Origin of the sequence: Rhizobium sp. BR 317, from assembly GCF_047445835.1 — a bacterium.
Lineage (GTDB): Bacteria > Pseudomonadota > Alphaproteobacteria > Rhizobiales > Rhizobiaceae > Rhizobium > Rhizobium paranaense.
The window spans coordinates 24,464-48,158 of sequence record NZ_JARWLB010000030.1 but is presented as its reverse complement, the minus strand read 5'-3'; the positions used below and the strand labels follow the sequence as shown (position 1 = coordinate 48,158).

22 protein-coding genes are annotated in these 23,695 nt (G+C 57.9%); 17 read left to right on the top strand and 5 right to left on the bottom strand.

Features of this window, described 5'->3' with window-relative positions; all coding sequences use genetic code 11:
- Positions 1-370 precede the first annotated feature (370 nt).
- From QD357_RS29365 to QD357_RS29350, 4 genes are all read left to right on the top strand, one after another.
- Positions 371-1,816, top strand: coding sequence for an aldehyde dehydrogenase family protein (locus QD357_RS29365; protein ID WP_414125646.1), 1,446 nt, complete (start codon positions 371-373; stop codon positions 1,814-1,816).
- A 138-nt stretch (positions 1,817-1,954) separates the two neighbouring features.
- Positions 1,955-3,073 (top strand): serine hydrolase domain-containing protein, encoded by a 1,119-nt coding sequence (locus QD357_RS29360; RefSeq protein WP_414125645.1) that lies wholly within the window; start codon positions 1,955-1,957, stop codon positions 3,071-3,073.
- Between the two features lie 23 nt (positions 3,074-3,096).
- On the top strand, positions 3,097-3,483 hold the full coding sequence (locus tag QD357_RS29355) for a VOC family protein (RefSeq protein WP_414125644.1): 387 nt from the start codon (positions 3,097-3,099) through the stop codon (positions 3,481-3,483).
- 166 nt (positions 3,484-3,649) lie between these two features.
- Entirely contained in the window at positions 3,650-4,531 is an 882-nt protein-coding gene (locus QD357_RS29350; protein WP_414125643.1) for an MBL fold metallo-hydrolase, read from the top strand.
- Between the two features lie 166 nt (positions 4,532-4,697).
- Here the strand turns inward: QD357_RS29350 and QD357_RS29345 are convergent, their stop codons facing one another.
- A complete protein-coding gene (locus QD357_RS29345; protein ID WP_183938675.1) occupies positions 4,698-5,720 on the bottom strand; it encodes a LacI family DNA-binding transcriptional regulator in 1,023 nt (340 codons plus the stop codon).
- Between the two features lie 258 nt (positions 5,721-5,978).
- Between QD357_RS29345 and QD357_RS29340 the strand changes: the two genes are divergently transcribed.
- The 8 genes from QD357_RS29340 to QD357_RS29305 all read left to right on the top strand — a co-directional run bounded on the left by QD357_RS29340 (position 5,979) and on the right by QD357_RS29305 (position 13,956).
- Positions 5,979-7,313, top strand: coding sequence for an ABC transporter substrate-binding protein (locus QD357_RS29340; protein WP_183938676.1), 1,335 nt, complete (start codon positions 5,979-5,981; stop codon positions 7,311-7,313).
- A gap of 100 nt (positions 7,314-7,413) precedes the next feature.
- Complete coding sequence (locus QD357_RS29335; protein ID WP_414125642.1) at positions 7,414-8,361, top strand: carbohydrate ABC transporter permease; 948 nt, start codon at positions 7,414-7,416, stop codon at positions 8,359-8,361.
- Positions 8,358-9,299, top strand: a complete 942-nt coding sequence (locus tag QD357_RS29330; RefSeq protein WP_183938678.1) for a carbohydrate ABC transporter permease — start codon at positions 8,358-8,360, stop codon at positions 9,297-9,299. Before QD357_RS29335 ends, QD357_RS29330 begins: the two co-directional genes overlap by 4 nt.
- Positions 9,296-9,484 (top strand): hypothetical protein, encoded by a 189-nt coding sequence (locus QD357_RS29325; protein ID WP_183938679.1) that lies wholly within the window; start codon positions 9,296-9,298, stop codon positions 9,482-9,484. The genes QD357_RS29330 and QD357_RS29325 overlap by 4 nt, the downstream gene beginning before the upstream one ends.
- A 4-nt stretch (positions 9,485-9,488) precedes the next feature.
- Positions 9,489-10,586, top strand: coding sequence for an ABC transporter ATP-binding protein (locus QD357_RS29320; protein ID WP_183938680.1), 1,098 nt, complete (start codon positions 9,489-9,491; stop codon positions 10,584-10,586).
- Entirely contained in the window at positions 10,579-11,574 is a 996-nt protein-coding gene (locus tag QD357_RS29315) for an ABC transporter ATP-binding protein (RefSeq protein WP_414125641.1), read from the top strand. Before QD357_RS29320 ends, QD357_RS29315 begins: the two co-directional genes overlap by 8 nt.
- Positions 11,575-11,585: 11 nt before the next feature.
- Entirely contained in the window at positions 11,586-13,265 is a 1,680-nt protein-coding gene (locus tag QD357_RS29310; RefSeq protein ID WP_414125640.1) for a dihydroxyacetone kinase subunit DhaK, read from the top strand.
- A 271-nt stretch (positions 13,266-13,536) separates the two neighbouring features.
- Entirely contained in the window at positions 13,537-13,956 is a 420-nt protein-coding gene (locus tag QD357_RS29305) for a DUF4168 domain-containing protein (RefSeq protein WP_414125639.1), read from the top strand.
- A 215-nt stretch (positions 13,957-14,171) separates the two neighbouring features.
- Here QD357_RS29305 and serA read toward each other — a convergent pair whose 3' ends face one another.
- The 3 genes from serA to QD357_RS29290 all read right to left on the bottom strand — a co-directional run bounded on the left by serA (position 14,172) and on the right by QD357_RS29290 (position 16,933).
- Entirely contained in the window at positions 14,172-15,410 is a 1,239-nt protein-coding gene (gene serA, locus QD357_RS29300; protein ID WP_183938684.1) for a phosphoglycerate dehydrogenase, read from the bottom strand.
- A gap of 181 nt (positions 15,411-15,591) precedes the next feature.
- Positions 15,592-16,326: a L,D-transpeptidase gene (locus QD357_RS29295; protein ID WP_414125638.1), complete on the bottom strand. Its 735-nt coding sequence runs from the start codon at positions 16,324-16,326 to the stop codon at positions 15,592-15,594.
- 280 nt (positions 16,327-16,606) lie between these two features.
- Positions 16,607-16,933, bottom strand: coding sequence for a hypothetical protein (locus QD357_RS29290; RefSeq protein WP_183938685.1), 327 nt, complete (start codon positions 16,931-16,933; stop codon positions 16,607-16,609).
- Between the two features lie 561 nt (positions 16,934-17,494).
- On the opposite strand from QD357_RS29290, the gene QD357_RS29285 reads away from it, so the two are divergent.
- Together QD357_RS29285 and QD357_RS29280 are read left to right on the top strand one after the other, a co-directional pair.
- Positions 17,495-18,232: a creatininase family protein gene (locus QD357_RS29285; protein ID WP_414125637.1), complete on the top strand. Its 738-nt coding sequence runs from the start codon at positions 17,495-17,497 to the stop codon at positions 18,230-18,232.
- Positions 18,229-19,401: a YncE family protein gene (locus QD357_RS29280; protein ID WP_183938687.1), complete on the top strand. Its 1,173-nt coding sequence runs from the start codon at positions 18,229-18,231 to the stop codon at positions 19,399-19,401. The genes QD357_RS29285 and QD357_RS29280 overlap by 4 nt, the downstream gene beginning before the upstream one ends.
- A 59-nt stretch (positions 19,402-19,460) precedes the next feature.
- On the opposite strand, the gene QD357_RS29275 is transcribed toward QD357_RS29280, so the two are convergent.
- Complete coding sequence (locus tag QD357_RS29275) at positions 19,461-19,901, bottom strand: RbsD/FucU family protein (protein ID WP_183938688.1); 441 nt, start codon at positions 19,899-19,901, stop codon at positions 19,461-19,463.
- A gap of 194 nt (positions 19,902-20,095) precedes the next feature.
- Between QD357_RS29275 and QD357_RS29270 the strand changes: the two genes are divergently transcribed.
- From QD357_RS29270 to QD357_RS29260, 3 genes are read left to right on the top strand one after another with little or no spacing between them, the layout of a single operon-like run.
- Positions 20,096-21,094, top strand: a complete 999-nt coding sequence (locus QD357_RS29270) for a LacI family DNA-binding transcriptional regulator (protein ID WP_414125653.1) — start codon at positions 20,096-20,098, stop codon at positions 21,092-21,094.
- The gene (locus tag QD357_RS29265; protein ID WP_414125636.1) at positions 21,091-22,608 is read left to right on the top strand and encodes a sugar ABC transporter ATP-binding protein; all 1,518 of its coding nucleotides are present in this window, start codon (positions 21,091-21,093) and stop codon (positions 22,606-22,608) included. Before QD357_RS29270 ends, QD357_RS29265 begins: the two co-directional genes overlap by 4 nt.
- Positions 22,608-23,651, top strand: a complete 1,044-nt coding sequence (locus QD357_RS29260; RefSeq protein ID WP_183938691.1) for an ABC transporter permease — start codon at positions 22,608-22,610, stop codon at positions 23,649-23,651. Before QD357_RS29265 ends, QD357_RS29260 begins: the two co-directional genes overlap by 1 nt.
- Positions 23,652-23,695: the final 44 nt, after the last annotated feature.

Genomic DNA, 23,695 nt, shown 5'->3' with positions numbered 1-23,695 from the left:
TAGTTCGCGTCCATTCAAGAGCAGTCAACGTCACCCCGACAACCGAGTGCGCGATTGGAGGTTGACGCTAGCGATACGGACGCTCACTTCGAACGGATTCGAAGCTTCAAACACTGCTGGCGTTCGCAATTAAGTTCTGTCCTACGATCCCGGATAGGCAGATTGCGCTGGATTGAGCCGACTATCATCGGGAAGCAAATGAACTCAACCAGAGGATGCTCCCTATGAACTATCTCGCGGTAAATCGATAGTCCAAGGACAAGCTTCAGCGCACCCACATGGGAGAACCTTCCCGGCTATCAGGATTGTGGGAATTTCGCCGACAGCATCACCGAATTGGTGAGCAGCACGAAAACCGACGGAGAAAGCAGTGAAACATGCGCACAAATTCTATATCGGCGGAGACTGGGTCGACCCGACGCTATTAAGCACGCGCGAGGTCGTCGACCCGTCCACCGAGCAGCCGATAGGAACGATTGCGATTGGCAGCGCGGCTGACGCCCACAAGGCGATCGCCGCGGCGCGTAGCGCCTTCGCTTCTTTCTCTCAAACGACGAAGGAGGAACGCTTGGCGTTGTTAAAACGCATTCTGGCGATCCTCAAGCGTCGCAATGACGAGATCGGTGATGTCATTTCCCGCGAAATGGGAGCGCCGCTTGCCATGGCTCGGGGCGAGCAGGCCGCCCTCGGCGCCATTCATTTCGAGCAAACGATCAAGGCTTGCGAAACCTTTGCCTTCGAATACATGCAAGGCTCGACTCGCATCGTGCACGAACCAGTTGGCGTGGTAGCGATGATCACGCCTTGGAACTGGCCGATAAACCAGATCGCCTGCAAGGTGGCTCCGGCACTTGCGACTGGCTGCACGATGGTGCTCAAACCCTCGGAGATCGCGCCGTTCAACGCGGTCATCTTTGCCGAGATCATGGATGAGGCCGGTGTACCGGCGGGGGTCTTCAATCTGGTCCAGGGTGACGGTCCAACTGTCGGAGCGGTACTCGCCAGCCACCCGGACGTCGACATGGTATCCTTCACGGGCTCGACGCGGGCCGGCATCGCCGTCGCGCAGGCGGCTGCACCGACGGTCAAGCGAGTGCATCAGGAACTCGGCGGCAAGTCGCCAAACATCATATTGCGGAGTGCCGATTTCGCCGCTGCCGTTAGCGCGGGCGCACGCCGGTGTTTTGGCAATTCCGGGCAATCCTGCAATGCGCCGACGCGAATGCTCGTGCCGGCGGAGCGAATGGATGAAGCAAGCGCAATCGCCGCGAAAGAAGCGGCCATGCTCGTTGTCGGTCCTCCTTCTGATGCTCGCACGAACCTGGGGCCGGTGGCCAGCGTGGCCCAGTTCGAAAAGATACAGGCGTTGATCGCGGCCGGTATCGCGGAAGGGGCTGAACTTGTTGCCGGCGGCCTCGGGCGCCCCTCGCATCTCAACGCAGGCTACTACATCAGCCCGACCATATTCGCCCGTGTGACGAATTCGATGACGATCGCGCGCGAGGAGATCTTCGGTCCTGTACTGTCGATTATCGGCTATCAAACCGAGGACGAGGCGGTGGCGATCGCCAATGACACGCCCTATGGTCTTGCCGCCTATATACAGGGCGATCCGCTGGAGGCACGGTCGGTTGCTTGCAGGCTCCGTGCCGGCACGGTTCGCCTCAATCAATCGGCATGGGATGGTGCCGCGCCATTTGGAGGATACAAGCAATCCGGCAACGGCAGGGAATATGGGAAGTTCGGCCTGCATGAATTTACCGAAATCAAGGGTATCGTCGGCTTCACGAGTGATGAAGGCGTGACGAAAACCTGAATGCCGGTACAACCGGAATGAAGTCGCACTACTTGCATTGATGTTGCGCTGCGCGAACGATATCGCATGCCTTGCAGAACATAAGCGGAACATGTAGTTCTGTGTCCGCTTGTTCGGAAATTCTGGAGGATGGTTGCGATGAAGGCGCGGATCGACGCGGTCATGGAGAGGGCGATCAGGGCCGGCAAGATCGTCGGCACTGTCGTGATCGTCACCAAAGACGGGGAGACCGTTTATTGCCGCGCTGCCGGCTATGCCGATCGCGAAATGGGAAAACCCGTTGAGACAGAGACGATTTTCCGTCTCGCTTCCGTGACCAAACCGCTCGTGGCAGCGACGACTCTCGCTCTTGTCGACAAGGGCAGGCTGGCGCTTGGCGACCTCGCGCGAGATTATCTTCCCTATTTCCAGCCCAGGCGGCCGGATGGGGAGATCGCCGATATCACCATCCGGCACCTGCTGACTCATACGGCAGGCCTCAGCTATGGCGCAGATCGCAAAACCACGCCACCGGAGCGGATGTTCGATGCCGGCCTTGCCGACACTGACCTCGATTTCGAGGAGAATTTTAGCCGACTATCGACCTTTCCGCTCCTGGCCGTACCGGGTACGCTCTGGTCTTATTCGATCGCCATCGACGTTCTTGGTGCAATTCTATCGCGGATCGAGGCGTGTAGCCTGAATGAGGCCGTGCGTCACCATGTGACCGGACCGCTAGGGATGAGCGATACCGGTTTCTCGGTCGGTGACCGGGAGCGGCTTGCCACGCCCTATGCCGATGCCCATCCGGCTGCCGTCAGGATGGAGGATCGCCATCTGATTGCGGACAGTGACGGCAATCTGATGACTTTTGCGCCGACCCGGCTGTTCAACCCCAAGGCTTTTCAATCCGGCGGCGCTGGCATGGTGGGCACGGCGCCGGATCTGATCACCTTTCTCGAAGCCGTCCGCCGGGGCGGGGCACCCATCTTGGAGGCCGATACGGCGAAAGCGGCACTTCTCAACCAGATCGGCAATATCCCGCGCCCAGGCGAACCAGGACAGGGGTTCTCCTTTTTAGGTGCGGTGATTCAGGACTCGGTCCTGGCCGAGACTCCGATGTCGAAAGGATCGGTAACCTGGGGTGGAGTTTATGGGCATAGTTGGTTCATCGATCCCATGAAAGGCATTTCGGCTGCCATCATGTCCAACACGGCGGTCGAAGGCTGCCTGGGAGCTTATCCGCAAGATATCGTGCGGGAGATCTACGGCGCTTGAGGCATCGAACATGAGGAGCCAAGATGATTGATCACACCGGTATTAACGTTCGCGATCTGGATTACGCCAAGAACTTCTATCGCGCGGCGCTAGCGCCGCTCGGCTACAGGATATTGAAGGACTTTCCGAATGCGGCGGGATTTGGTGCTCCGCGCCCGGATGGCGGCGGCGATCCGGGTGGAGACTTCTGGATTTCGCAGGGCACGCCTTACGAGCCGCGATCGCACATCGCGTTCAGTGCTCAAACCCGTCACGATGTTGAGGCATTTCATCAGGCCGCATTGGCGGCTGGTGGCACTGACAACGGAGGACCTGGGATTCGCGCCCATTATCATGCAAATTATTATGCCGCGTTCATACTTGACCTGGACGGCTACAATATCGAAGCGGTTTGCCATCGAGAGATTTAGGAATGCGTGATGAGCGGTGGGCTGACGCAGTTGCCAGCCCTTTGAACACTGACCCGGCCGGCCCGAAGAATAGCAATTGCCGCCTGGTGGCAGGTCCGCGCTTTAGTGATCCGCAATGCCGCCTACATGAGTGAATCTGATCGGGATTTTTAAGGAGGAGCATCGCGTGAGTGTCGCTGTAGAATTGTGCTCTTACCCTGGCCTTGACGATCGAATCATAATTGTCAGGGCGGGAGACGAAGTCGATGGCGTGCTTGTGCGCACGGCAAGATATAACGTCCTGATCGATACTCTCGGGACGCCCGAGCAATGTCAGATGGCGCTGGATCTGCTTGGGGAAAAAGCGAATGATCGCCCGCTGATCGTCGTCAATTCACATATGGATTGGGATCATTTCTGGGGCAACGCGGCCATCGCCGGAAAAGCCCCGATCATTGCCCATGCGGCAGCGCTCGAACGCCTACGCGATCCATCGTCGCCGCAGACCTTGAGCGAAAAGGCGAACCAGGACGCGCGGTTTCGAACCGTTGAACTCATTGGGCCCGACATTACCTTTTCTGGCTCGATGGTGCTTCATGGTGGTGATCTCACCCTGGAACTCATTCACACCCCAGGACACACACCAGACCATATTGCCGTGTGGATCCCTGAAATCCGGGTCTGCCTAGCCGTTGACGCGGTCGAGCATCCGATTCCGGAAGTCTGGAGTGATAATCCGGATGATCTTCGATTGCTCTGCTCATCACTGAAGCGCATCCGCGATCTCAAAGCGAAGTTCGTTATCCCGGCTCACGGCATGACATCGTCTCCCGCCACGGTGGACAAGAATGTGGCCTATTTCGAAACATTGGCGGATCGTGTCGGCAGGCTGAACGAAGAGCAGTTGGCGGACCAGGCGCTCAGCAAATTGCCGGGTCTCCGGCTTCAAGATCTTGTGGCAATCCCTAGTGGGATGACCGCACCGACCATCGAGTTTTATGAGAAATGCCACGAAACGAACCTTCGGGCGACCGTAGAGGCATGCAAAGAGAGAATTAAGTTCGGATAGCAGACGATGGCAGCCAGTCGGAAACTATGCAAAAACACTTACCTGGATGTTTGATCCCAGGCTTTGATGGGGCAGCCGCTAGGCCTTCCCGGACGAGGTAGACGCTCCAATTGAGGTGCGAACATCAAAACGAGCGGAACTTTCGAAGGGGCGGCGAGGATGCCGCCTAAAGATTTTCTTTGAGAAGGACCTCGATCCTGATGCGTTCTTGTTCGGCCAGCGGCTCGCGTGCGTCCGCGCGGGCCCGCATGATGCGGATGGCGCTGCGCACCGCGTGACCGGGGTCCTGGGCGATGACGGCATCAATGCGGCCGTCGCGTAGCGCTTCCTCGCTGAAGGGCGTACGCTCGTGGACGACCACCGAGAGATTGACGAGATCAATGTTCGCGGCGGCTGCCGCAAGGGGCACGCGCGCTTCTGAGCTCAGTACATAGACGGCAATGATATCCCTGTTGTTTTCGAGGACACGAGCAATGATCTGGTTTGCGCGTTTTTCGTCAGCATGGGTCTCGATGGATGGAAGAGACCTAAGGTTCGGAAATTGCTCATTGATTATGGTGTCGAAACCGTGCCGGCGCTGAATGCTGTCGAGCGATTGCATCGTGTCTGCAACAACCATCACCTTGCCCGGCGCCCGGCAGACAAACGTGCCTATCAACTTCCCGGCGGTTGCCCCAGCCGCGAAGTTGTCCACGCCCACGAAATCGGCCGCTGGAAGCTTTTCCTGACCCGATAGAAATTGCACGACCTTGATGTCTCTTTCGAGGAGACGCGCCAAAGCATCGCGCACTTGGGGCGACTCCGGCGCCATGAGGGCGACGCCATCGAGCTCGTCTTCGCCTATCCCAGCGAGGTACTTGGCAATGCCGTGGGCGTCTTCGGTCGGGATTTGAACATAGTCGATATCCGTCAGGTCCGCCTTGAGGGCCGCCCCCAAATCCTCCACTCGGCGTAAAAGCTCGCGAAGATAAAGATCGCCTGACTTGGGCAAGACGAACCTGAAGCGATAGCTTTTATTGCGCGCCAGGCTGACGGCGGCGGGATTGCGAATAAAGCCAATGCGTTCAATGGCTTCGTGAACGCTGCGGACCGTTTTCTTGCTCACATTCGGGCGGTCGTTCAGGACGCGATCCACGGTCGCGAGACTGACGCCGGCCGCTTCCGCGAGGTCTTTTGCTGTTGGCCGCATGTAGGCTCCAATCGATTTTCAGTCAGTCACATCTCTCCCAAAAAATTGAAAAATGCAAGAATTGATGTGCGGACCTCAAAATTTGCTTGCATTGAGGTCCGCACCTCAGTTATTAATTTGTTGTGACGGCCTCGGCGGCCAGAACTGAAAAGGAAGTCGAGAAACCGGCTCGGGAATGCGTTTCGCAACGCCCTTGCCGCAACGCTTTCATTTACCCTCTCGATGGAGGTCGAGAGGTTCAACGGGAGGATCCCAGTTATGAAATCTCTATTGATGAACTCGGCACTCGCTGCCGGGATGTATATCGCTGTGTCTGCAGGTACGGCTTCGCATGCCCAGGCCGCAGACCTTACCCTCTGCTGGGCAGCCTGGGATCCCGCCAATGCGCTCGTGGAGCTCAGCAAGGATTTCGAGAAGAAGACCGGCAACAAGATGCACTACGAGTTCGTGCCGTGGCCGAACTACGCCGACCGTATGCTCAACGAACTGAATTCCGGCGGCAAGCTTTGCGACCTGCTGATCGGCGACAGCCAGTGGATCGGTGGGGCCGCCGAGAATGGGCAATACGTCAAGCTCAACGATTTCTTCAACAAGGAAGGAATCAAGATGGACGACTTCATCCCGGCGACCGTGGTCGGCTATGCCGAGTGGCCGAAGAATACGCCGAACTATTGGGCAATGCCGGCCTTTGGTGACGTCGTCGGCTGGACCTACCGAAAGGACTGGTTCTCGCGGCCGGAATTGCAGGCCGAATTCAAGAAGAAGTATAACCGTGATCTCGCCGTTCCGAAGACTTGGGACGAGCTGATGGATATCGCCCAGTTCTTCCAGGGCCGTGAGATCGACGGCAAGAAGGTCTATGGTGCTGCCATCTATACCGAACGCGGCTCCGAAGGCATTACCATGGGCGCCATGAACGCGCTCTATAGCTACGGCTTCGAATATCAGAATCCGAAGAAGCCCTACGATCTTGAAGGCTTCGTCAACTCGCCCGGAGCGGTCGCCGGCCTCGAGGAATACAAGAAACTCTACGACTGTTGCACACCGCCCGGCCATTCCGACGCCTACATGACCGAAGACGTCGATGCCTATAAGTCCGGCCAGGTCGCCTTGCAGATGAACTTCACCTTCACCTGGCCGGGCATCAGCGCCGACGCCAACGTCGGTGGTAACAAGTCAGGCTACTTCCCCAATCCGGCCGGCCCGAATGGCGTTCAGTTCGCCCAGCTCGGCGGCCAGGGTATTTCCGTAGTTTCCGCCTCCGACAAAAAGACGGAAGCGCTCGAATACATCAAGTGGTTCGGCCAACCCGAGATCCAGCAGAAATGGTGGAAGCTCGGCGGCTATTCAGCCTTGAACGCGGTCGTCGACGACCCGAGTTTCGCTTCCAGCCAGCCCTACGCCAAGCCGTTCCTGGATTCGATGGCGATCGTGAAGGATTTCTGGGCCGAGCCGTCCTACGCATCCCTTCTGCAGGCGTCGCAGAAACGCTTCCACGACTATGTGATCGCCAACCAGGGTAGCGCGAAAGACGCTCTCAACGGCCTGGTGAAGGATTGGAAGGGCGTCTTCCAGGACGACGGAAAATACTGACGCTAACACCGCTTCCTCCCAGCAGTGAGCGTCGCGCAGGGCCGGCCACGCGGACCGAACCGGCCCTGCCTATCATCATCTTTATGCCAAGGAGACGGACATGCTCCACTCACCGATCGATCGGATCGCCAGTGCGACTCCGCCTGCAATCGCGACCCGCGTCAGGGGCCTATCTGATCGCGCCATAGCCTGGCTCTTCGTAGCGCCGTCGATTGTGTTGCTGCTTGCCATAAACATCTTTCCATTGATTTGGACGATTCGGCTCAGTTTCACGAACTTCCGGGTGAACCGGCCTAACGCGCCGATAGAGTTCGTCGGCTTGCGGAACTACATCAACATCCTGGCAGACAGCGATATCTGGCAGAGCATGCAGGCGACCGCGCATTTCCTGATCTGGACCATCGTCCTGCAGGTGCTGATCGGCTTTTCGCTCGCCTACCTGATCAACAAGAAGTTCCGCGGCAACGACCTTTGGACGACGATCATCGTGCTCCCGATGATGCTGAGCCCCGCAGTCGTCGGCAATTTCTGGACGTTCCTGTACCAGCCGCAAATCGGTCTCTTCAACTACGTGGTTGGCTTCTTGACAGGACAAGACCCCTCCAGCTTCTCGATGATTGCGAGCACCCAGCTTGCGCCCTGGGCGATCGTCATTGTGGACACCTGGATGTGGACGCCCTTCGTGATGCTGATTTGCCTTGCGGGACTGCGCTCCATTCCGAACAGCATCTACGAGGCGGCCGAATGTGACCGCGCCAGCAAATGGCGGCAATTCTGGACCATTACCATCCCGATGGTGCTGCCATTCCTGATGCTGGCCGTCCTCTTCCGCGGGATCGAGAATTTCAAGATGTTCGATCTGGTGGTGCAATTGACCGGTGGCGGTCCGGGATCGATCACCGAGCTGACGTCCATCAACCTGAAGCGCGCCGCTTTCGAGCAATGGCGCACCGGCTACGCGTCCGCCTATGCCGTCATTCTTTTCGTCACCGTTTTCGGCCTCGCGTCGATCTATGTCAAAGCTCTGAACAAGGTGAAACAACGATGAGCAGCTATTCCGTAACCGAGCCATCAGGGCGTCAGAAGTGGTTTGCCGGTATTCTGGTCGTCCTCTATTCCGTCATCACGCTTCTTCCGCTGTTGTGGATCATCGCGACCGGTTTCAAATCGCCGGCCGACGCAATTGCCTACCCGCCGAAACTGGTCTTCCAGCCGACGGTGGAAGGATACGTCAACCTCTTCACCACCCGTACCCGTGTGCCTGAGGATCAGCTCAAGGCGCTCGGCGAGCCAACGACCTGGTATGACAAATTGGTTCGCAAGGATGGGGTGATCATTACCGGCGCCTCCCGCTTTGCCGAGCGGTTCTATAATTCCGTCATCATCGGCTTCGGCTCGACGGTTCTGTGCATCGTGCTCGGTACGGCGGCCGCTTATGCCTTCTCGCGCTTCAAGGTGCCGCTGAAGGACGACTTGCTGTTCTTCATTCTTTCGACCCGCATGATGCCGCCGATTGCCGTCGCGATCCCGATCTTCCTGATGTTCCGATCGCTCGGCCTCAGCGACACGCATGCCGGCATGATCCTGCTCTACACGGCCGTCAACCTGTCCCTCTCCGTTTGGTTGCTCAAGGGTTTCATCGATGAAATCCCGATCGAATATGAGGAGGCTGCGTTGATCGACGGCTACACGCGCTTCCAGGCCTTTTACAAAGTCGTGCTGCCGCAGGCCGTCACCGGCATCGCCTCAACCGCGATCTTCTGCCTGATCTTCGCCTGGAACGAATATGCCTTTGCGGTGCTGCTCACATCCGGCAATGCCCAGACGGCGCCGCCGTTCATCCCGACCATCATCGGCGTCAGCGGCCAGGATTGGCCAGCCGTCGCCGCCGGTGCAACCATCTTCCTGGTTCCGGTCATGGTCTTCACCATCCTGCTTCGTAAACATCTCTTGCGTGGCATTACCTTTGGAGCGGTACGCAAATGACGACCTTTCTCAATCGCCTAATCCGCTTGCGCCGCGATGCATGGGAAATGCTGGCGTCAGTCCTGATTGCGCTTGGCGTCGTCATGCTGATGCAGCCCCTGTCGCTGTCGCTCTACTCCTACTCTTTCCTCGTGACGCTGGTCGGAACGGTCATGTTCATCATCGTCAGCCATTTCCCGGAGTGAACCCATGGCACAGATCAGAATTCAGAATGTGCGCAAGGATTTTGGGGCGTTCAACGCGGTCAAATCCTCCACCTTCACCGTCGAGGATGGCGAATTCTTCATGCTTCTCGGACCGTCGGGATGCGGGAAGACGACGACGCTTCGGATGATGGCCGGCCTCGAGCTTCCAACCAGTGGCGAAATCTACATCGGTGGCGAAGAGGTGGGCATGAAGAGGGCAAGTGAGCGCGATATCGCCTTCGTCTTCCAGATGTTTGCTCTTTATCCGCACATGAACGTCCGCAAGAACATCTCCTATCCGCTGGTCAGCCAAGGCATGAGAAAGGCGGAAGTCGCCACGCGGGTCGCGGAAGTGGCCAAGATCCTGAGGATCGAAAACATCCTCGACAAGCCCGTCGGCGGCCTCTCCGGTGGCGACCGGCAGCGCGTCGCGCTTGGTCGTGCCATCGTGCGCAATCCGAAAGCCTTCTTCATGGACGAGCCTTTGGGCGCTCTCGATGCCGAGTTCCGCGAGCATATGGCGGAAGAACTGCGGGCTTTGCACGACCGCATGGGCGCCACCACTGTCTATGTGACCCATGACCAGTTGGAAGCCATGCAGATGGGCGACAAGATCGTGGTGATGAACCACGGTGTCGTCGAACAGTTCGGTAAGCCCCAACAGATCTACGACTGGCCGGCGACGAAATTCGTCGCAAAATTCATCGGCTCGCCGCCAATGAATTTCCTGGAATTCGAGGGCTCGATTACAGCAGGCAGCAACTTCGTGACCCTCTCGGGACACAGGGTCAAGGTGCCGGAATCTCGTGACGAACGTCTTGGCAAACTGGCGCTCGGCGTCAGGCCGGAGCATACCAGGTTTAACGACGGTTCTGCTTACAGAGGGCGGGTTGTCGCGGTTGAATATCTCGGCACGACGCAGATCGTCACGATCGATACGCCGCATGGCGAGATCAAGGCCCGTACACCATCCAACCAATCCGCACGCGTCGACGACCTGATTGGCCTGGACTTCGATTCCAGAAACCTGACGATCTTTGACTCTGCGACCGGAAACGCGCTTGTTTCCGAGGCCAACGAGGGAGTGTTGCGCCGTGGCTGAGGTTATCCTGAAAAACATCACCAAATCCTTCGCCGGCCATCGGGCACTCGATGAGGTCTCGATGATCGTCCCTGACGGCTCGTTCGTCGTCCTCCTCGGACCGACGGGTGCGGGCAAGACGACGACGTTGCGGATGGTGTCGGGTCTCGATAATCCCGACGTCGGCGAGGTCATGATCGGCGGACGGTCCATGCGTGGGCTGACGCCGGCGCAGCGCAACGTTGCGATGGTGTTCCAGCAATATTCGCTCTATCCGCATCTATCGGTCCGCCAGAATCTGGAATTCCCCCTGAAGTCGCCGCTGCTGAAGACGCCGCAACGGACGATCGACGAGAAAGTGCATGCGATCGCGGAAATTCTCCAGATCTCCCACAAGCTCGACAACAAGGCGACGGCGCTTTCCGGCGGCGAGATGCAGCGCGTGTCGATCGGACGCGCGCTGGTCAGAAACCCGCAGATCTATCTGATGGATGAGCCGTTGAGCTCACTTGATGCGAAACTGCGCGCCGATCTGCGTGTCGAACTCAAAAGCATTCAGGCTAAATCCGGTGCGACGCTGCTTTATGTCACCCACGATCAAGTCGAGGCGATGACCATGGCAACCCATGTCGGCGTTCTTCACGAGGGCAGGCTCGTCCAGTTCGGTTCTCCGCGCGAAATCTACGAACAGCCGGTCAGCGTCTACGCCGCGACGCGCCTCGGGCAGCCCCGCATCAACGTCGTTCCTGCCGAGCTTTTCCCCGGCGCGCCGGCGAGGGCCAAATCGATAGGCTTACGCCCGGAACATATCGATCAAGGCGATGGACAGGAGGCGACTGTTACGCGCGTCGAGCATCTCGGCGATCAGACCCGCCTGCATCTTTCGTTCCAGAAACACAATCTGATAACCGTTACCGATGCCCATACCAGGCTCAAGGGTGGCGAAACCATTAAGATCCAGCCGAACAAGCCGCTCTATTTCGACGCGGCCGGCATGCGCTTAGTTTAAGGGAGGCGAGAATGTCACAGTTCCTCAACAGCAAGGAAAACGCAGTCACCGAAGCGATCGACGGCCTTCTGGCCGCATCCGGCGGCGCACTCAGCCGCGTCGACGGCTATCCGCATATCCGCGTCGTCGTCCGTTCGGACTGGGACAAGAGCAAGGTGGCGATCGTCTCTGGCGGCGGCTCTGGTCACGAGCCCGCGCACGCCGGTTTCGTCGGCAGGGGCATGCTCACTGCCGCCGTCTGTGGAGACGTGTTTGCGTCCCCCAGCGTCGATGCGATCCTCGCCGGTATCCTGGCTGTCACCGGACCGGTCGGCTGCTTGCTCATCGTGAAAAACTATACTGGCGACCGCCTCAACTTCGGTCTGGCGGCCGAACGCGCCCGCGCCTTCGGTCTGAACGTCACCATGGTTATCGTCGATGACGACATTGCGCTGCCCGATCTGCCGCAGTCCCGCGGCGTGGCCGGAACGCTTTTCGTTCACAAGATCGCCGGTGCTCTGGCAGAGAGCGGTGCTGATCTCGAGACCGTTGCCGAAGCCGTGCGCAAGGTCATCGCCGCCACCAGCTCGATCGGAATGTCGCTCGACACTTGCACCGTGCCCGGCTCCCCGAAGGAAAACCGAATTCCCGAAGGTCGCGCCGAACTCGGCCTCGGCATTCACGGCGAGGCCGGCGTCGAGCAGATCGAGTATTCCGGTGCGAGAGCAGCGGTTGCTGCGATGGTGGAGCGCCTTGCCGCAGCGATGGACGACAGGCCCCATGTCGTCCTCGTCAACAATCTTGGTGGCACATCGATCCTCGAAATGTCGGTCGTGGTTCACGAACTCGCCCAATCGGCTATCGCAGGCAAGATTTCGCACATCATCGGACCGGCTGCGATGATGACGTCGCTCGACATGCAAGGCTTTTCCATCTCGGTCTTTCCCGCCGACAAAACAGAGCTGGCGCTGTTGTCCAAGCCGGTTGCTCTTCCCGCCTGGCCGGGCGTCACCGCCATCAAACCCGTTGCCGTCCTTTCGCTCCCGGACGGACTGACGCCCATCGCCCCGCTGGCGTCCAGGCACGAACCCACGCGCCTGTTCCTGACAGATTGCTGTAACCTTCTCATCGAGGCAGAGGGGGATCTGAATGCTCTCGATGCCAAGTCGGGCGACGGTGATACCGGTTCGACGCTCGCTGGAGCCGCGCGAGCCCTCATCGAGGCGCTCGACCGTCTTCCCCTTTCAGATCATACGCAGCTTTTCCGCGCCATGGGGCAGGAACTCAGCCAGACCATGGGCGGCTCGTCGGGCGTACTTCTCGCGATCTTCTTTGCCGCGGCCGGTGACGGCGCGTCGAGCGGGCTGACTATGCGCGAAGCGCTGAAGGCAGGCCTGTCCCGAATGCAGGAGATCGGTGGTGCGCGCCTGGGAGATCGAACGATGGTCGATGCTCTCTTGCCCGCATTGGATGCACTCGACGAAGGATTCTCCGCAGCAGCAGCAGCAGCGCGCGCCGGCGCAGACCTAACCGCGACACTCGTTCACGCCAAGGCCGGGCGCGCCGCATACATCAATGCCAAGCAACTCGAAGGCCACATCGATCCCGGTGCGGAAGCGGTGGCCAGGCTGTTCGAATACCTGGCTCGTCGCTCTGATGAAGCGGGGCAGCGCTCGGATGATCAAGCGATGGGTAGGCGCGTAACGGGCTGAGCTTGGGCCCCGGCTTTATGCAAAGACTGCCGCCTGCGGTGGAATGCCACGAGGACAAGAAAAAGCATAGGGTCAGTTCGTAACCGCCATAAAGCGGTCGCGCTGTGGTCAGCAGATCGCCGCGCTATTGCCCCATAGAAAACGTTTGACGGTCACATTGTCGTCAGATCGTTCTTCAACCCTAACCGGCGGCCAAATCAATGCGATATGCCGCCACTCGCTCTACGCCATCAAAGAGGTGTTCTCCCCGTACTCCCAAAGAGGAATTAAGATGATCACTCGTATCCCTGCCGCATCGTTGACCGCTGCCGCCTTGAGCTTGATGTTTCTCGGCAATCCCGCGTCCGCACAGCAAGCAACGCAAGAGAAGCCGACGCAAGGACAACAACCAGAGAGCAATAGTGCGGCTGCGGCCGTCAGCGATCAAAAGATCGAGGCTTTTGCGGTCGCGTATCAGCAGGTGGACAAGATCAGGCAGGAATATTCGGCCAAGATCGGAGCAACGTCGGATCCAACCGCAAAGCAACAGTTACAGACCGAGGCAAGCAAACAGATGGTGCAGGCCGTCCAGACCTCTCCAGGCATCTCGGTAGACGAATACAGGACAATTCTAGCGGCTGCCCAGAAGGACCCGGTGCTCGTTAAGAAAGTTCAGGACAAGCTTCAGAAATCCGCGCCTGCTCAGCAGTAAACGACGCCACGATCAGCAAGCAAAATTGACCATCCATAAAAGCCGCGCCGAGTGTCGCAATCTTGGCGCGGCGTCGATGAGAACTTCTTCATCACAATGACCGCGAGCCGCCCACGCCGGTCGACATGTCACGGCTCTTCCACACTATTGGCTTTTCCAAAGAGACGAAACTCGCCGTCGTGGCGTGGATTCTAACTTCTTTTGATCGCCAGGCGTCAGTAAAGCAATCGAGCTCGTATCGTTCCCGGAATCTGGCGAAGCGCATCAAGTATGTCACCCGCTGCCTGGTCAGCACCCTCGGCTTCAATGACCACGTATCCCGTTTCGCCATACGTCTGCAGGAACTCGCCGACGATATTGAGCCCACGGGACGAAAAAATCACATTCAGGCTGTTTAGGATACCAGGGCGATTTTCATGAACGTGGATGAAACGCGTGCCGTTTGGACGTGGCGGCAATTGAACCTGGGGGAAATTGACTGCACCCAGCGTCGAGCCGACGTCTGAGTACTCGACCAGCTTCCTGGAAACTTCCATTCCAATGCGCTCTTGGGCCTCTTCGGTCGACCCGCCAATATGTGGAGTGAGAATGACATTGTCCAAACCCTGCAGCGGCGTTTCGAAGCGCTCCTTATTGGATGCCGGCTCCTTCGGGAACACGTCCACGGCCGCGCCTGCAAGATGTCCGTCCTTCAAAACCTTCGCAAGCGCCCCAAGATCGACCACGGTGCCGCGGGAATTATTGATGAAAAAGGCTCCCTTTTTCATTCTCCGCAGCTCGGCCTCAGTGATCATGTTTTGCGTCGAACTGGTTTCTGGAACATGCATCGTCACGAAGTCTGAGATTGCGAGAAGCTCGCCGAGCGAAGCCATCGATTCCGAATTGCCATGGCGGAGCTTGTCTGAAGGATCAAAATAGCGAACGTTCATACCCATGCTTTCCGCAAGAACGCTGAGCTGCGAACCGATGTTGCCGTAGCCTACGATCCCTAGCGTTTTCCCGCGTACCTCGCGGCTGCCTACGGCGGATTTGTCCCATCCGCCTTCATGGGCAGACGCCGACCGCGGGAAAATCCGCCTGGTCAGCATTATGATCTCGCCGATTACAAGCTCTGCGACCGAGCGCGTATTCGAATAAGGGGCATTGAACACGGGAATCCCGCGTCGGCGGGCGGCATCCAGGTCGACCTGGTTTGTCCCCACCGAGAAACAACCGACGGCAATAAGCTTTTTGGCGGAGCTGAAAATTTCGTCTGTCAGATGCGTGCGTGAACGAATGCCGACTATATGCGCCTCGGCTATATGGCTTTTGAGATCCTTGTCATCCAGAGCCTTCGGCAGATGAGTCAGATTGACGTAGCCAGACGACGAAAAATAGTCCACGGCGCTCTGACTGATGCCTTCCAACAAAAGCACGGAAATCCGATCGCGGGGAAGAGAAAGCTGTCGAGTCATTGAATTGCCTTCGGGTCTCGAATTCGATCAGGCCGAGTCGCTTCTCGGCCGCAAAGCTCACAGATGACTTAGCGACCAACCAACGGACAGCGCAAGAACAAACTCAGCTCCCTCGGCGGACAAAAAGGGATGTGTCTGCTGCTTGATCGAAATGCAATCACCAGCACCCGGCAGCCCCTAATCAGAGCACAACGACCTTCGTTCCCACGCCGACCCGGCCATAGAGATCCATCACATCCGGGTTTGCCATTCGGATGCAGCCAGAAGATACCGCCTTGCCTATCGAATTGGGCTCGTTGGTGCCATGGATGCGGTAGAGGGTGGAGCCGAGATAAAGCGCTCTCGCTCCGAGGGGATTGTTGAGGCCGCCATCCATGTGGTCCGGTAATTCCGGCCGGCGAGCGATCATTTCCTTCGGCGGCGTCCAATCCGGCCATTCCGCCTTGCGGCTGATCGTCTGCGTGCCCTTCCAGGAGAAGCCCTGCTTGCCGACACCAATGCCGTATTTGAGAGCAGTGCCGTCGTTGAGCACAAGATAGAGGCGCTTTTCCTTGGTGGAGATCACGATCGTGCCGGGTTCGTAGCCGGAAAAGGGGACGACCGTACGTGGGATCGACGACCGCGCCAACCCGGCCCGCCTGTCATCTTTGGCGCCAGGATTGAATTGCGGATAGCTTGCACCCGGATCGATCGATGCCCGCCGCTGTGGACGTCGGCGGTACGGGAAATCGCCGTCTTCGTCGTCGTAATAGCCATAGGGGTCACCCCGGTAGGAATAGCCATCGTCGGAACGCCGATAATCACGATAGTCCGGCGCCTCCCGCCGATAACGCGGAGCAGCATAGCCGCCATCCGGGTCGTCGCCATAATCCGACAAATACCGCCATTCCTGAGCATGTGCGGCGACGCTTGCCATCAGGACAGCCAGAGCGGCTAAAAGGGCTAATTTTATAGTCTTCATGTTCACAGCTATACTTTTCCGAATAACGCGCCGGCGACAATTCCCGGAAACAGCAGGCGTAATTGTGGCAGCGGCAATTGAAAGTCGTGATTTGCCGGCCTGTTTCTAGGCCCCTGATGCAGATGCGAGATGTGTAAGAAAAGGATGCTGTGCAAGCGTGTCGAGTGATCGAGATCATGTCGCGCATTTCATGGCCGCGGACGAGCAGCGGTCGGGGCCATCGATTCAGGGCAACTCAGGTAAATACGGCAATACCCACGGCCATCCAGATTAACATTGTCCCCAATGCCATCGCTCGCCTGGCGCCGACGACTTTCTCTGCATCCCCCTCCGCTACAGGTGTGGTCACAATCCAAGGCACAAAACCAAGTGCTGCAAATCCGATGAGAGCTAAAACCAGCACAATATAATCGACTGTATGCCAGCGCCCCTGTTCATACACCCCCCAGTAACCCAGAAAGGCCATTCCCACTGCAAACATGGTGGCGGACGCGGAGCAAAGCCCAGTAACGGATCCGACAGGTGCGCGCTGGTTGCTTTTTTCACGTGTTTGCAAATTCATGAGGCGATATCCACCACGGTTGGTCGTCTCTCTGGAAATATGTCAGGAATTGAGCCCGGCGTGAAGCGCTGGTCAGCTCCGGACCGAGTTAGCTACATACCTGGAACGAGACATCTCCTTGCTTGGCCTTAAGACGATCAACTCGTTCAGCTCGGCAGATATTCGGCGCTCAACCATCCTTGCATTTATGGAGCGCAATTCCGCAATCGCAATGCCAATGCAAATCGGAACGGCAAGAGTTGCTGCATCGCTTCTAAATAACCAGCCGTGTCGCGCGGCCCATCGTTCACTCCGCATTGAAAAAAAGGCCTCCGTAACCCCTGGTGCGAGAACAGCCGTGCGGATGCATTCGGATCGAAGAAGTGCGCCGGAATATTCAGGCAATCGTTACCTTACTCTTCTATAAAACATCGGCGGGCAGCTTCGGATTTTTTGCTGGATGTGAAGCTCGATTTGTGAGGCACCATGATTTGTCGGGGCAAGTTCACCTTCGTTGGTATCTATCTCGCTGTTTTGTCTACATTTATGTTTCTTTCGGCATATCCTTCAGGCGCATCGGTCTTGCTTGAAGACCAAACCTGGACGGAACTGCGCGACCTTATTAAATCCGGAACAACAACAATCATTGTGCCGATCGGTGGCGTCGAACAAAGCGGTCCCGCTATAGCGCTGGGCAAGCACGATGTGCGCGTGAAGTATCTTGCCGCAAAGATAGCCGAGCGGCTCGGTAACGCGCTGGTTGCGCCTGTGATATCGTATGTTCCCGAAGGTTCGATTGATCCGCCGACTGGGCATATGAAATTTCCGGGCACGATTTCGATCAGCGACAAGGTTTTTGAACAGTTGCTCGACTCCGCAGCCCGCAGCTTCAAGCTGCACGGCTTCACGACGATTGTCCTGATCGGTGATCACGGAGGCTATCAAGCCGATGAGCGTCTGGTAGCCGATCGTCTGAACCGTGAATGGGGCAATACGCCGGCCAGAGTATTCGCCGCGCTCGACTATTACGAGATTACTCAAGGCGCCTATGTCGAGAAGCTTTTGTCTTCCGGGGCAAAGAGCAGTGAAATCGGGACGCACGCCGGGTTAGCCGATACATCGCTTATGCTTGCCATCGATCCATCAATGGTCCGCATGGATCGCATCCGAACGGCTCCGAAGCTTGGCGCGGCTGACGGCGTCTACGGTGGCGATCCGACGCGATCATCCGGCGAGCTTGGCCAAATCGGTGTGGATCTGATCGTCAATGGGACGACCGATGCGATCCGTGAGTTTATCGCAAATCGGCGGCCGCAATGACGAGAGAGCACAATCGTTTCAAGGCTATTTTCGTATTGGCCCTATGTGTCGTCGCACTGGAAGCGACCTCAGCTTCAGCCGACCCCTGCGCGGAAGCGTGCGGTGAGCAGTCGGCGCCGCATGAGGCCGTCAACATCTACAGCGAAACAACGTCCGACCACATGGCGCCGGCGACACTTGATGCTCTGCCACGCGTCTATGTCCCCAATCATGGGTCAGACAGCGTATCGGTCATCGACAGCCAGACGTTAAAGGAAGTCGACAGGTTCCGAGTGGGACGGCATCCGCAGCACATCGTGCCTTCCTGGGATTTGAAGACGCTTTGGGTTGCCAACGACGCCGGCCTCACAAACAAGGGCAGCCTCACACCCATCGACCCGAAGACGGGAAAACCCGGTAAGACAATTCCGGTAGACGATCCCTACAACATGTATTTCATGCCGGATGGCAGTTCGGCGATCATCGTCAATGAGGCCTACAGACGGCTCGAATTGCGTGACCCGCAAACGATGGCGATCAAATCGTTTATTCCAACGCCCGCCTGTCATGGCATCAACCATGCGGATTTTGCTGCCGACAATTCCTATGTCATCTTCACTTGCGAGTTCGCCGGAGGCGGCCTTGTGAAAGTCGACTTGTCGACCCAAAAGGTCGTCGGCAATCTCACTTTGTCTAAGAAAGGGATGCCGCAGGACATCAGGCTTTCACCGGATGGCAAGGTTTTCTACGTCGCCGATATGATGAATGACGGCGTCTTCATGATTGATGGCAGCAGCTTCACCGAGATCGGTTTCATTCCGACCGGCGTGGGAAGTCACGGGCTTGCCGTCAGCCGCGACGGGACTCGGCTCTTTGTCGCAAACCGCGGCTCGCACAATATGAAGCGAGCAGGTCCACACGGCCCAGGCAGCGTAACGGTGATCGATTTCGCCACCCGTTCGGTTGTCGCACAATGGCCCGTACCTGGCGGTGGCAGTCCCGATATGGGAAATGTCAGCGCCGATGGCAAACAATTGTGGCTATCCGGTCGCTTCGACGGCGAGGTCTATATGTTCGACACCACCTCCGGTACCGTGAGTAAGGTTCGAGTGGGCGTGGAGCCGCACGGCCTGACGGTTTGGCCACAGCCCGGCAGATATTCGGAAGGCCATACAGGTAATATGCGTTAGCTTGCATGCTCGATTTCTATCCGGTGGCTTTGACCGCCGCATCGTTTGAAGGATAACCCTCAGACGACGCCCTTCTTGAGGATGAAGTTTCCGTAGGGGCGCGATTCAGCCGTCTGGATCACCGCAAACGATCGCATCGCGATCGGATAGTACGCAAATCTCTCGATGGGCTGGCTCGCTATCAAGCGCCCTTCTGCCTGACTGCACTCGGCGATGACGTCTCGGTGTACTTCCAGCAGCTCACCTGGCGCATCGGCCGCTTCCATGTGCATGAGAGGCGCCTCAACGAAAGCGTCCAAGGGCATCATCTGAAGGATCCCGCGAACTGCGGTCGGTGCATCGACACCCTCCAGGATCAGGAGCTTTCCGCTCGTGGTATGCGTCGCCACACGAAAGCCCGAGAAGTTTCGATCGACGATCGCCAGTTCGTCGCCATGACCCATGGAGGCCATGATCCATAACACGTCGGCCGTAATGAACGGCGGAACACCCTTCAGCATGACAATTCCCTCCCAGGAGATCATCTCCGATAAGAACGATAATCAGAAAAAAAACGATTGCGCAAACGTTTCGATGACGCTAGCGTGGCCACATTAGCGGATCCTGGGAGGCCTCCTGGAGGTTGGAATTCCGCTTGGGAGGATACTTTGAAAAGCCTGTTTGTTGCGCTGCTGGCGAGAGCCGGAGTGCGCCCATGACGACTATTTCCGAAGTGGCAAAGGCGGCTGGCGTTTCAGTCTCCACGGTTTCGCACGTCCTCAACAAGACGCGCTACGTCTCGCCCGAGAAGGTGAAGCTCGTGATGGAAACCGTGGAGGCGATCGGGTATATCCCCAACGCGCTCGCTCGCTCGCTCAAACTTTCCTCCACGGGCACCATCGGCCTCGCGATATCGGCGATTTCGAACCCTTACTTCAGTGACATCATCTGCGCGATTGAAGCCGAATGTTCCAAGCGAGGCTTGATCGTGTTCCTGTGTGACACGCAGGATAACCCAGATCGAGAGCTGGAGCTGGTCCAGCATCTGCATCAGCGCCGCGTCGACGGAATTATTCTTGCTCCTTCGGGCGATGCTAAAAAATCGCTGGATTACCTTATCGAATCCGACCTTCCCTGTGTGCTCGTTGACAGGCTGTCCGATAGCCGTTTCGACCAGGTCGGGACCGATAACGTCGCTGCCATTCGCACGCTCGTCGATCATCTCGCGACGCTCCGTCATAGACGAGTCGGGATCATTCTTGGGCAGCCCGGTTTTGCGACGACCGTGGAGCGAATGAATGCCTTTCGGGCTGCAATGGCGGAAAAGGGAATAGAGGTGCCGGACGAGCTGATTAGCGACAGCAATAACAACACTGCTGACGCCACTGCTTCGACGCACCGTCTGCTCGAATTGAAGGAACCGCCGACGGCCATTCTTGCGTCGAACAATCTGACGATGATCGGGGCTATGAGGGCCATTCGGGAACGCGGACTTCGCGTCCCCGCGGATATTTCCGTACTCGGGATCGATGATTTCGAGTGGGCGGATTATTTCGAGCCGCGCCTGACACTGATGGCTCAGCCTTGCGATGAGATCGGCCGGAGGGCGGCGGACTTGCTGATCGAGCGGATAGGCAACAAGCGCCGCCCCTGCCAAACCGTTCGACTGTCGCCGGTTTTGCGGCTGCGTGAATCGTGTGGAGAGGCAGCATGAGCGAGGTTGTTCTTTCAGCGAAAAGTGTCGTCAAGCGCTTCGGCGGCGTTCAGGCGCTGCGCGGGGTGGATTTCGAACTAAAGGTTGGCGAAATCCACGCGCTGCTTGGTGAAAATGGTGCCGGAAAATCTACGTTGATGAACCTGTTGTCCGGTGTGCATACACCGGACGAGGGAGAGATCTACATAGCCGGCAAACCCGCGCGATTTCACGGCCCGCGCGATGCGCAAGCTGCGGGCATCGCAACGATCTTCCAGGAGCTAGACCTCGTTCCGAGCCTGAGCGTGGCTGCCAATCTCTTTCTCGGGCACGAGCTTGTCCATCCGCATGGCATGCTCGACGGTAAGGCAATGCTGCACGAGGCGCGCAAAAGACTGGAAGCGATCGATCAATCTATCGATCCCACTCAGCTCGTAAGCGAGCTTTCCATCGGCCAGCGCCAGGTCGTCGCCATCGTCAAGGCGCTCTCCTACGCATCGAGAGCCCTCATTATGGACGAGCCAACGGCCGCCTTGACCGTTGGCGAAGTGGATCGATTGTTCGACATCATGCGTGGCCTGGCGTCCTCTGGCGTTGGCATCGTCTATATCTCGCACCGTCTTGAGGAAGTTCCCCAGATCGCTCACCGCGTAACGGTCATGCGCGATGGCAAGGTGGCTGGTGTCACCGAACCGGACGCGCCGCAGGCCGAGCTGGTGCAGCTTCTCGTCGGACGTCCCTTGAACGAGCTTTATCCGCGCCGCGCAGACAGTGTTGGTGACCTACTCCTGCGGATGCGGCAGGCTTCCTTCCACCCACATCGCGCGTCTCCCGGTTGGCGGGCTCCAGTCAAAGTCGATCTGGATGTTCGGCGTGGCGAAATCGTTGGGCTCGCTGGCGTTATGGGAGCGGGTCGAACCGAGCTTTTGAGCGCTCTCTACGGAGCAGGCGTGCCGGGCCATTGGCAGGGCGAGATTGCGATTGGCGGTAGGCCGGCCACGCTCAAATCGATCGCGGCCGCTCGTAGGGCAGGGTTGGCATTCGTAACCGACGACCGGCGTGGGGCCGGCCTTATGCTGCGTATGTCGGTAGGTCTCAATCTGGTCATGTCGATCATCCGCCGGATATCACCAAATGGCTTGCTGTCTGCGCGACGCCAAGAGGATGCAATCAAGAGGTCTTTCGACCAGTTCGACATCCGTCCAAAGAATCCCGGTATCGCGGTCGGCGCTCTCTCCGGGGGCAATCAACAGAAGGTGGTTCTTGCAAAGGAAGTGCAGGGCAATCCGCGTCTATTGCTTCTCGACGAGCCGACACGCGGCGTCGACGTCGGCGCAAAGGGGGAAATCTACACCCGCTTGCGCAAGCTTGCTTCCGAGGGATTGGGGATTCTTGTCGCTTCGAGCGAAATGCCTGAGCTGATCGGTCTATGCGATCGAATAGTGGTTTTGCGCAACGGCTGCAGCGTTGCCGAGTTTTCTGGCGGCGTCAGCGAACATGAAGTCCTGGCGGCCGCCAACGGGAGGGAGGCCTGATGTCCGAACAGCAAATCACGTCCAGTCCAGCGATTCAGCCCGCCAAGCGCATTGATCCGCTTGCGGTGATGGTCCGCTTCCAAAGTTTGATCGGCCTTATCCTTGTCTTCGCCGGCGGCATCATTTTCTCGCCGCGCCGACATGGTGTCATCCTATTCCTTCAACCCGACAACATCGCCAATATCGTCCGCGCGGTGTCCGAAACTGGCATCATCGCGATCGGAATGACGTTCGTGATCATCACTGCCGGGATTGATCTCTCGGTCGGGGCGACACTTGGTCTTGCGAGCGTCGTGACAGCAACGTTGATGGTCTCAGGCGGTTTCGGGCTGATTACAACGGTGCTCGCAGTGCTGCTGATGGGCACGTGTTTCGGGTTGATCCAGGGAGCGATTTCAAGCAAGTTTCGGCTTGAGGCATTTATCGTGACCCTTGCCGGTTTACAGGCGGCTCGTGGACTTGCGCTCGTCGTATCGGGCAATCAGTATATCAATATCTCCTATGGCGATGGCCCCGGTCTCGCTCCACCCATCTTTGCCATTCTGGGCGGTCGACTATTCGGCAATGTCGTTCCCGTGGCCACGATCGTCTTTCTGATCTTTGCCTGTGTCGCCACGCTTGTGCTGAACACAACCAGGTTCGGCCGCTACGTCTATGCCGTCGGCGGAAACGAGCGTGCCGCTCGCATCTCAGGCGTTCCGGTCTCAGCAATCAAGATCGCCGTTTACGCCATTACAGGCTTTGCATCGGCGCTTGCTGGCATCGTTCATGCTGGGCAGTTCAATTTCGGAAGTGCCAATGATGGAACAGGATACGAACTGACGGCCATCGCGGCTGTCGTCATTGGCGGAACCAGCCTTTTTGGCGGTTCTGGTTCCATGGTCGGAACAATCGCCGGCACGATCATGCTAGGCGCTTTGGCCAATATTCTTCAGCTCAACAACATTACGCCAGCCATGCAGTTGCTTGCCACAGCGGCAATCATCGTTCTGGCGGCGGTCCTTCAATCCCTCGTTCGTCGCCGCGAAGGATTGGGCAGGTAGTGTGGCGGCATCTCCCGGAAGGTGGATTCGGGATCAATGTGGAG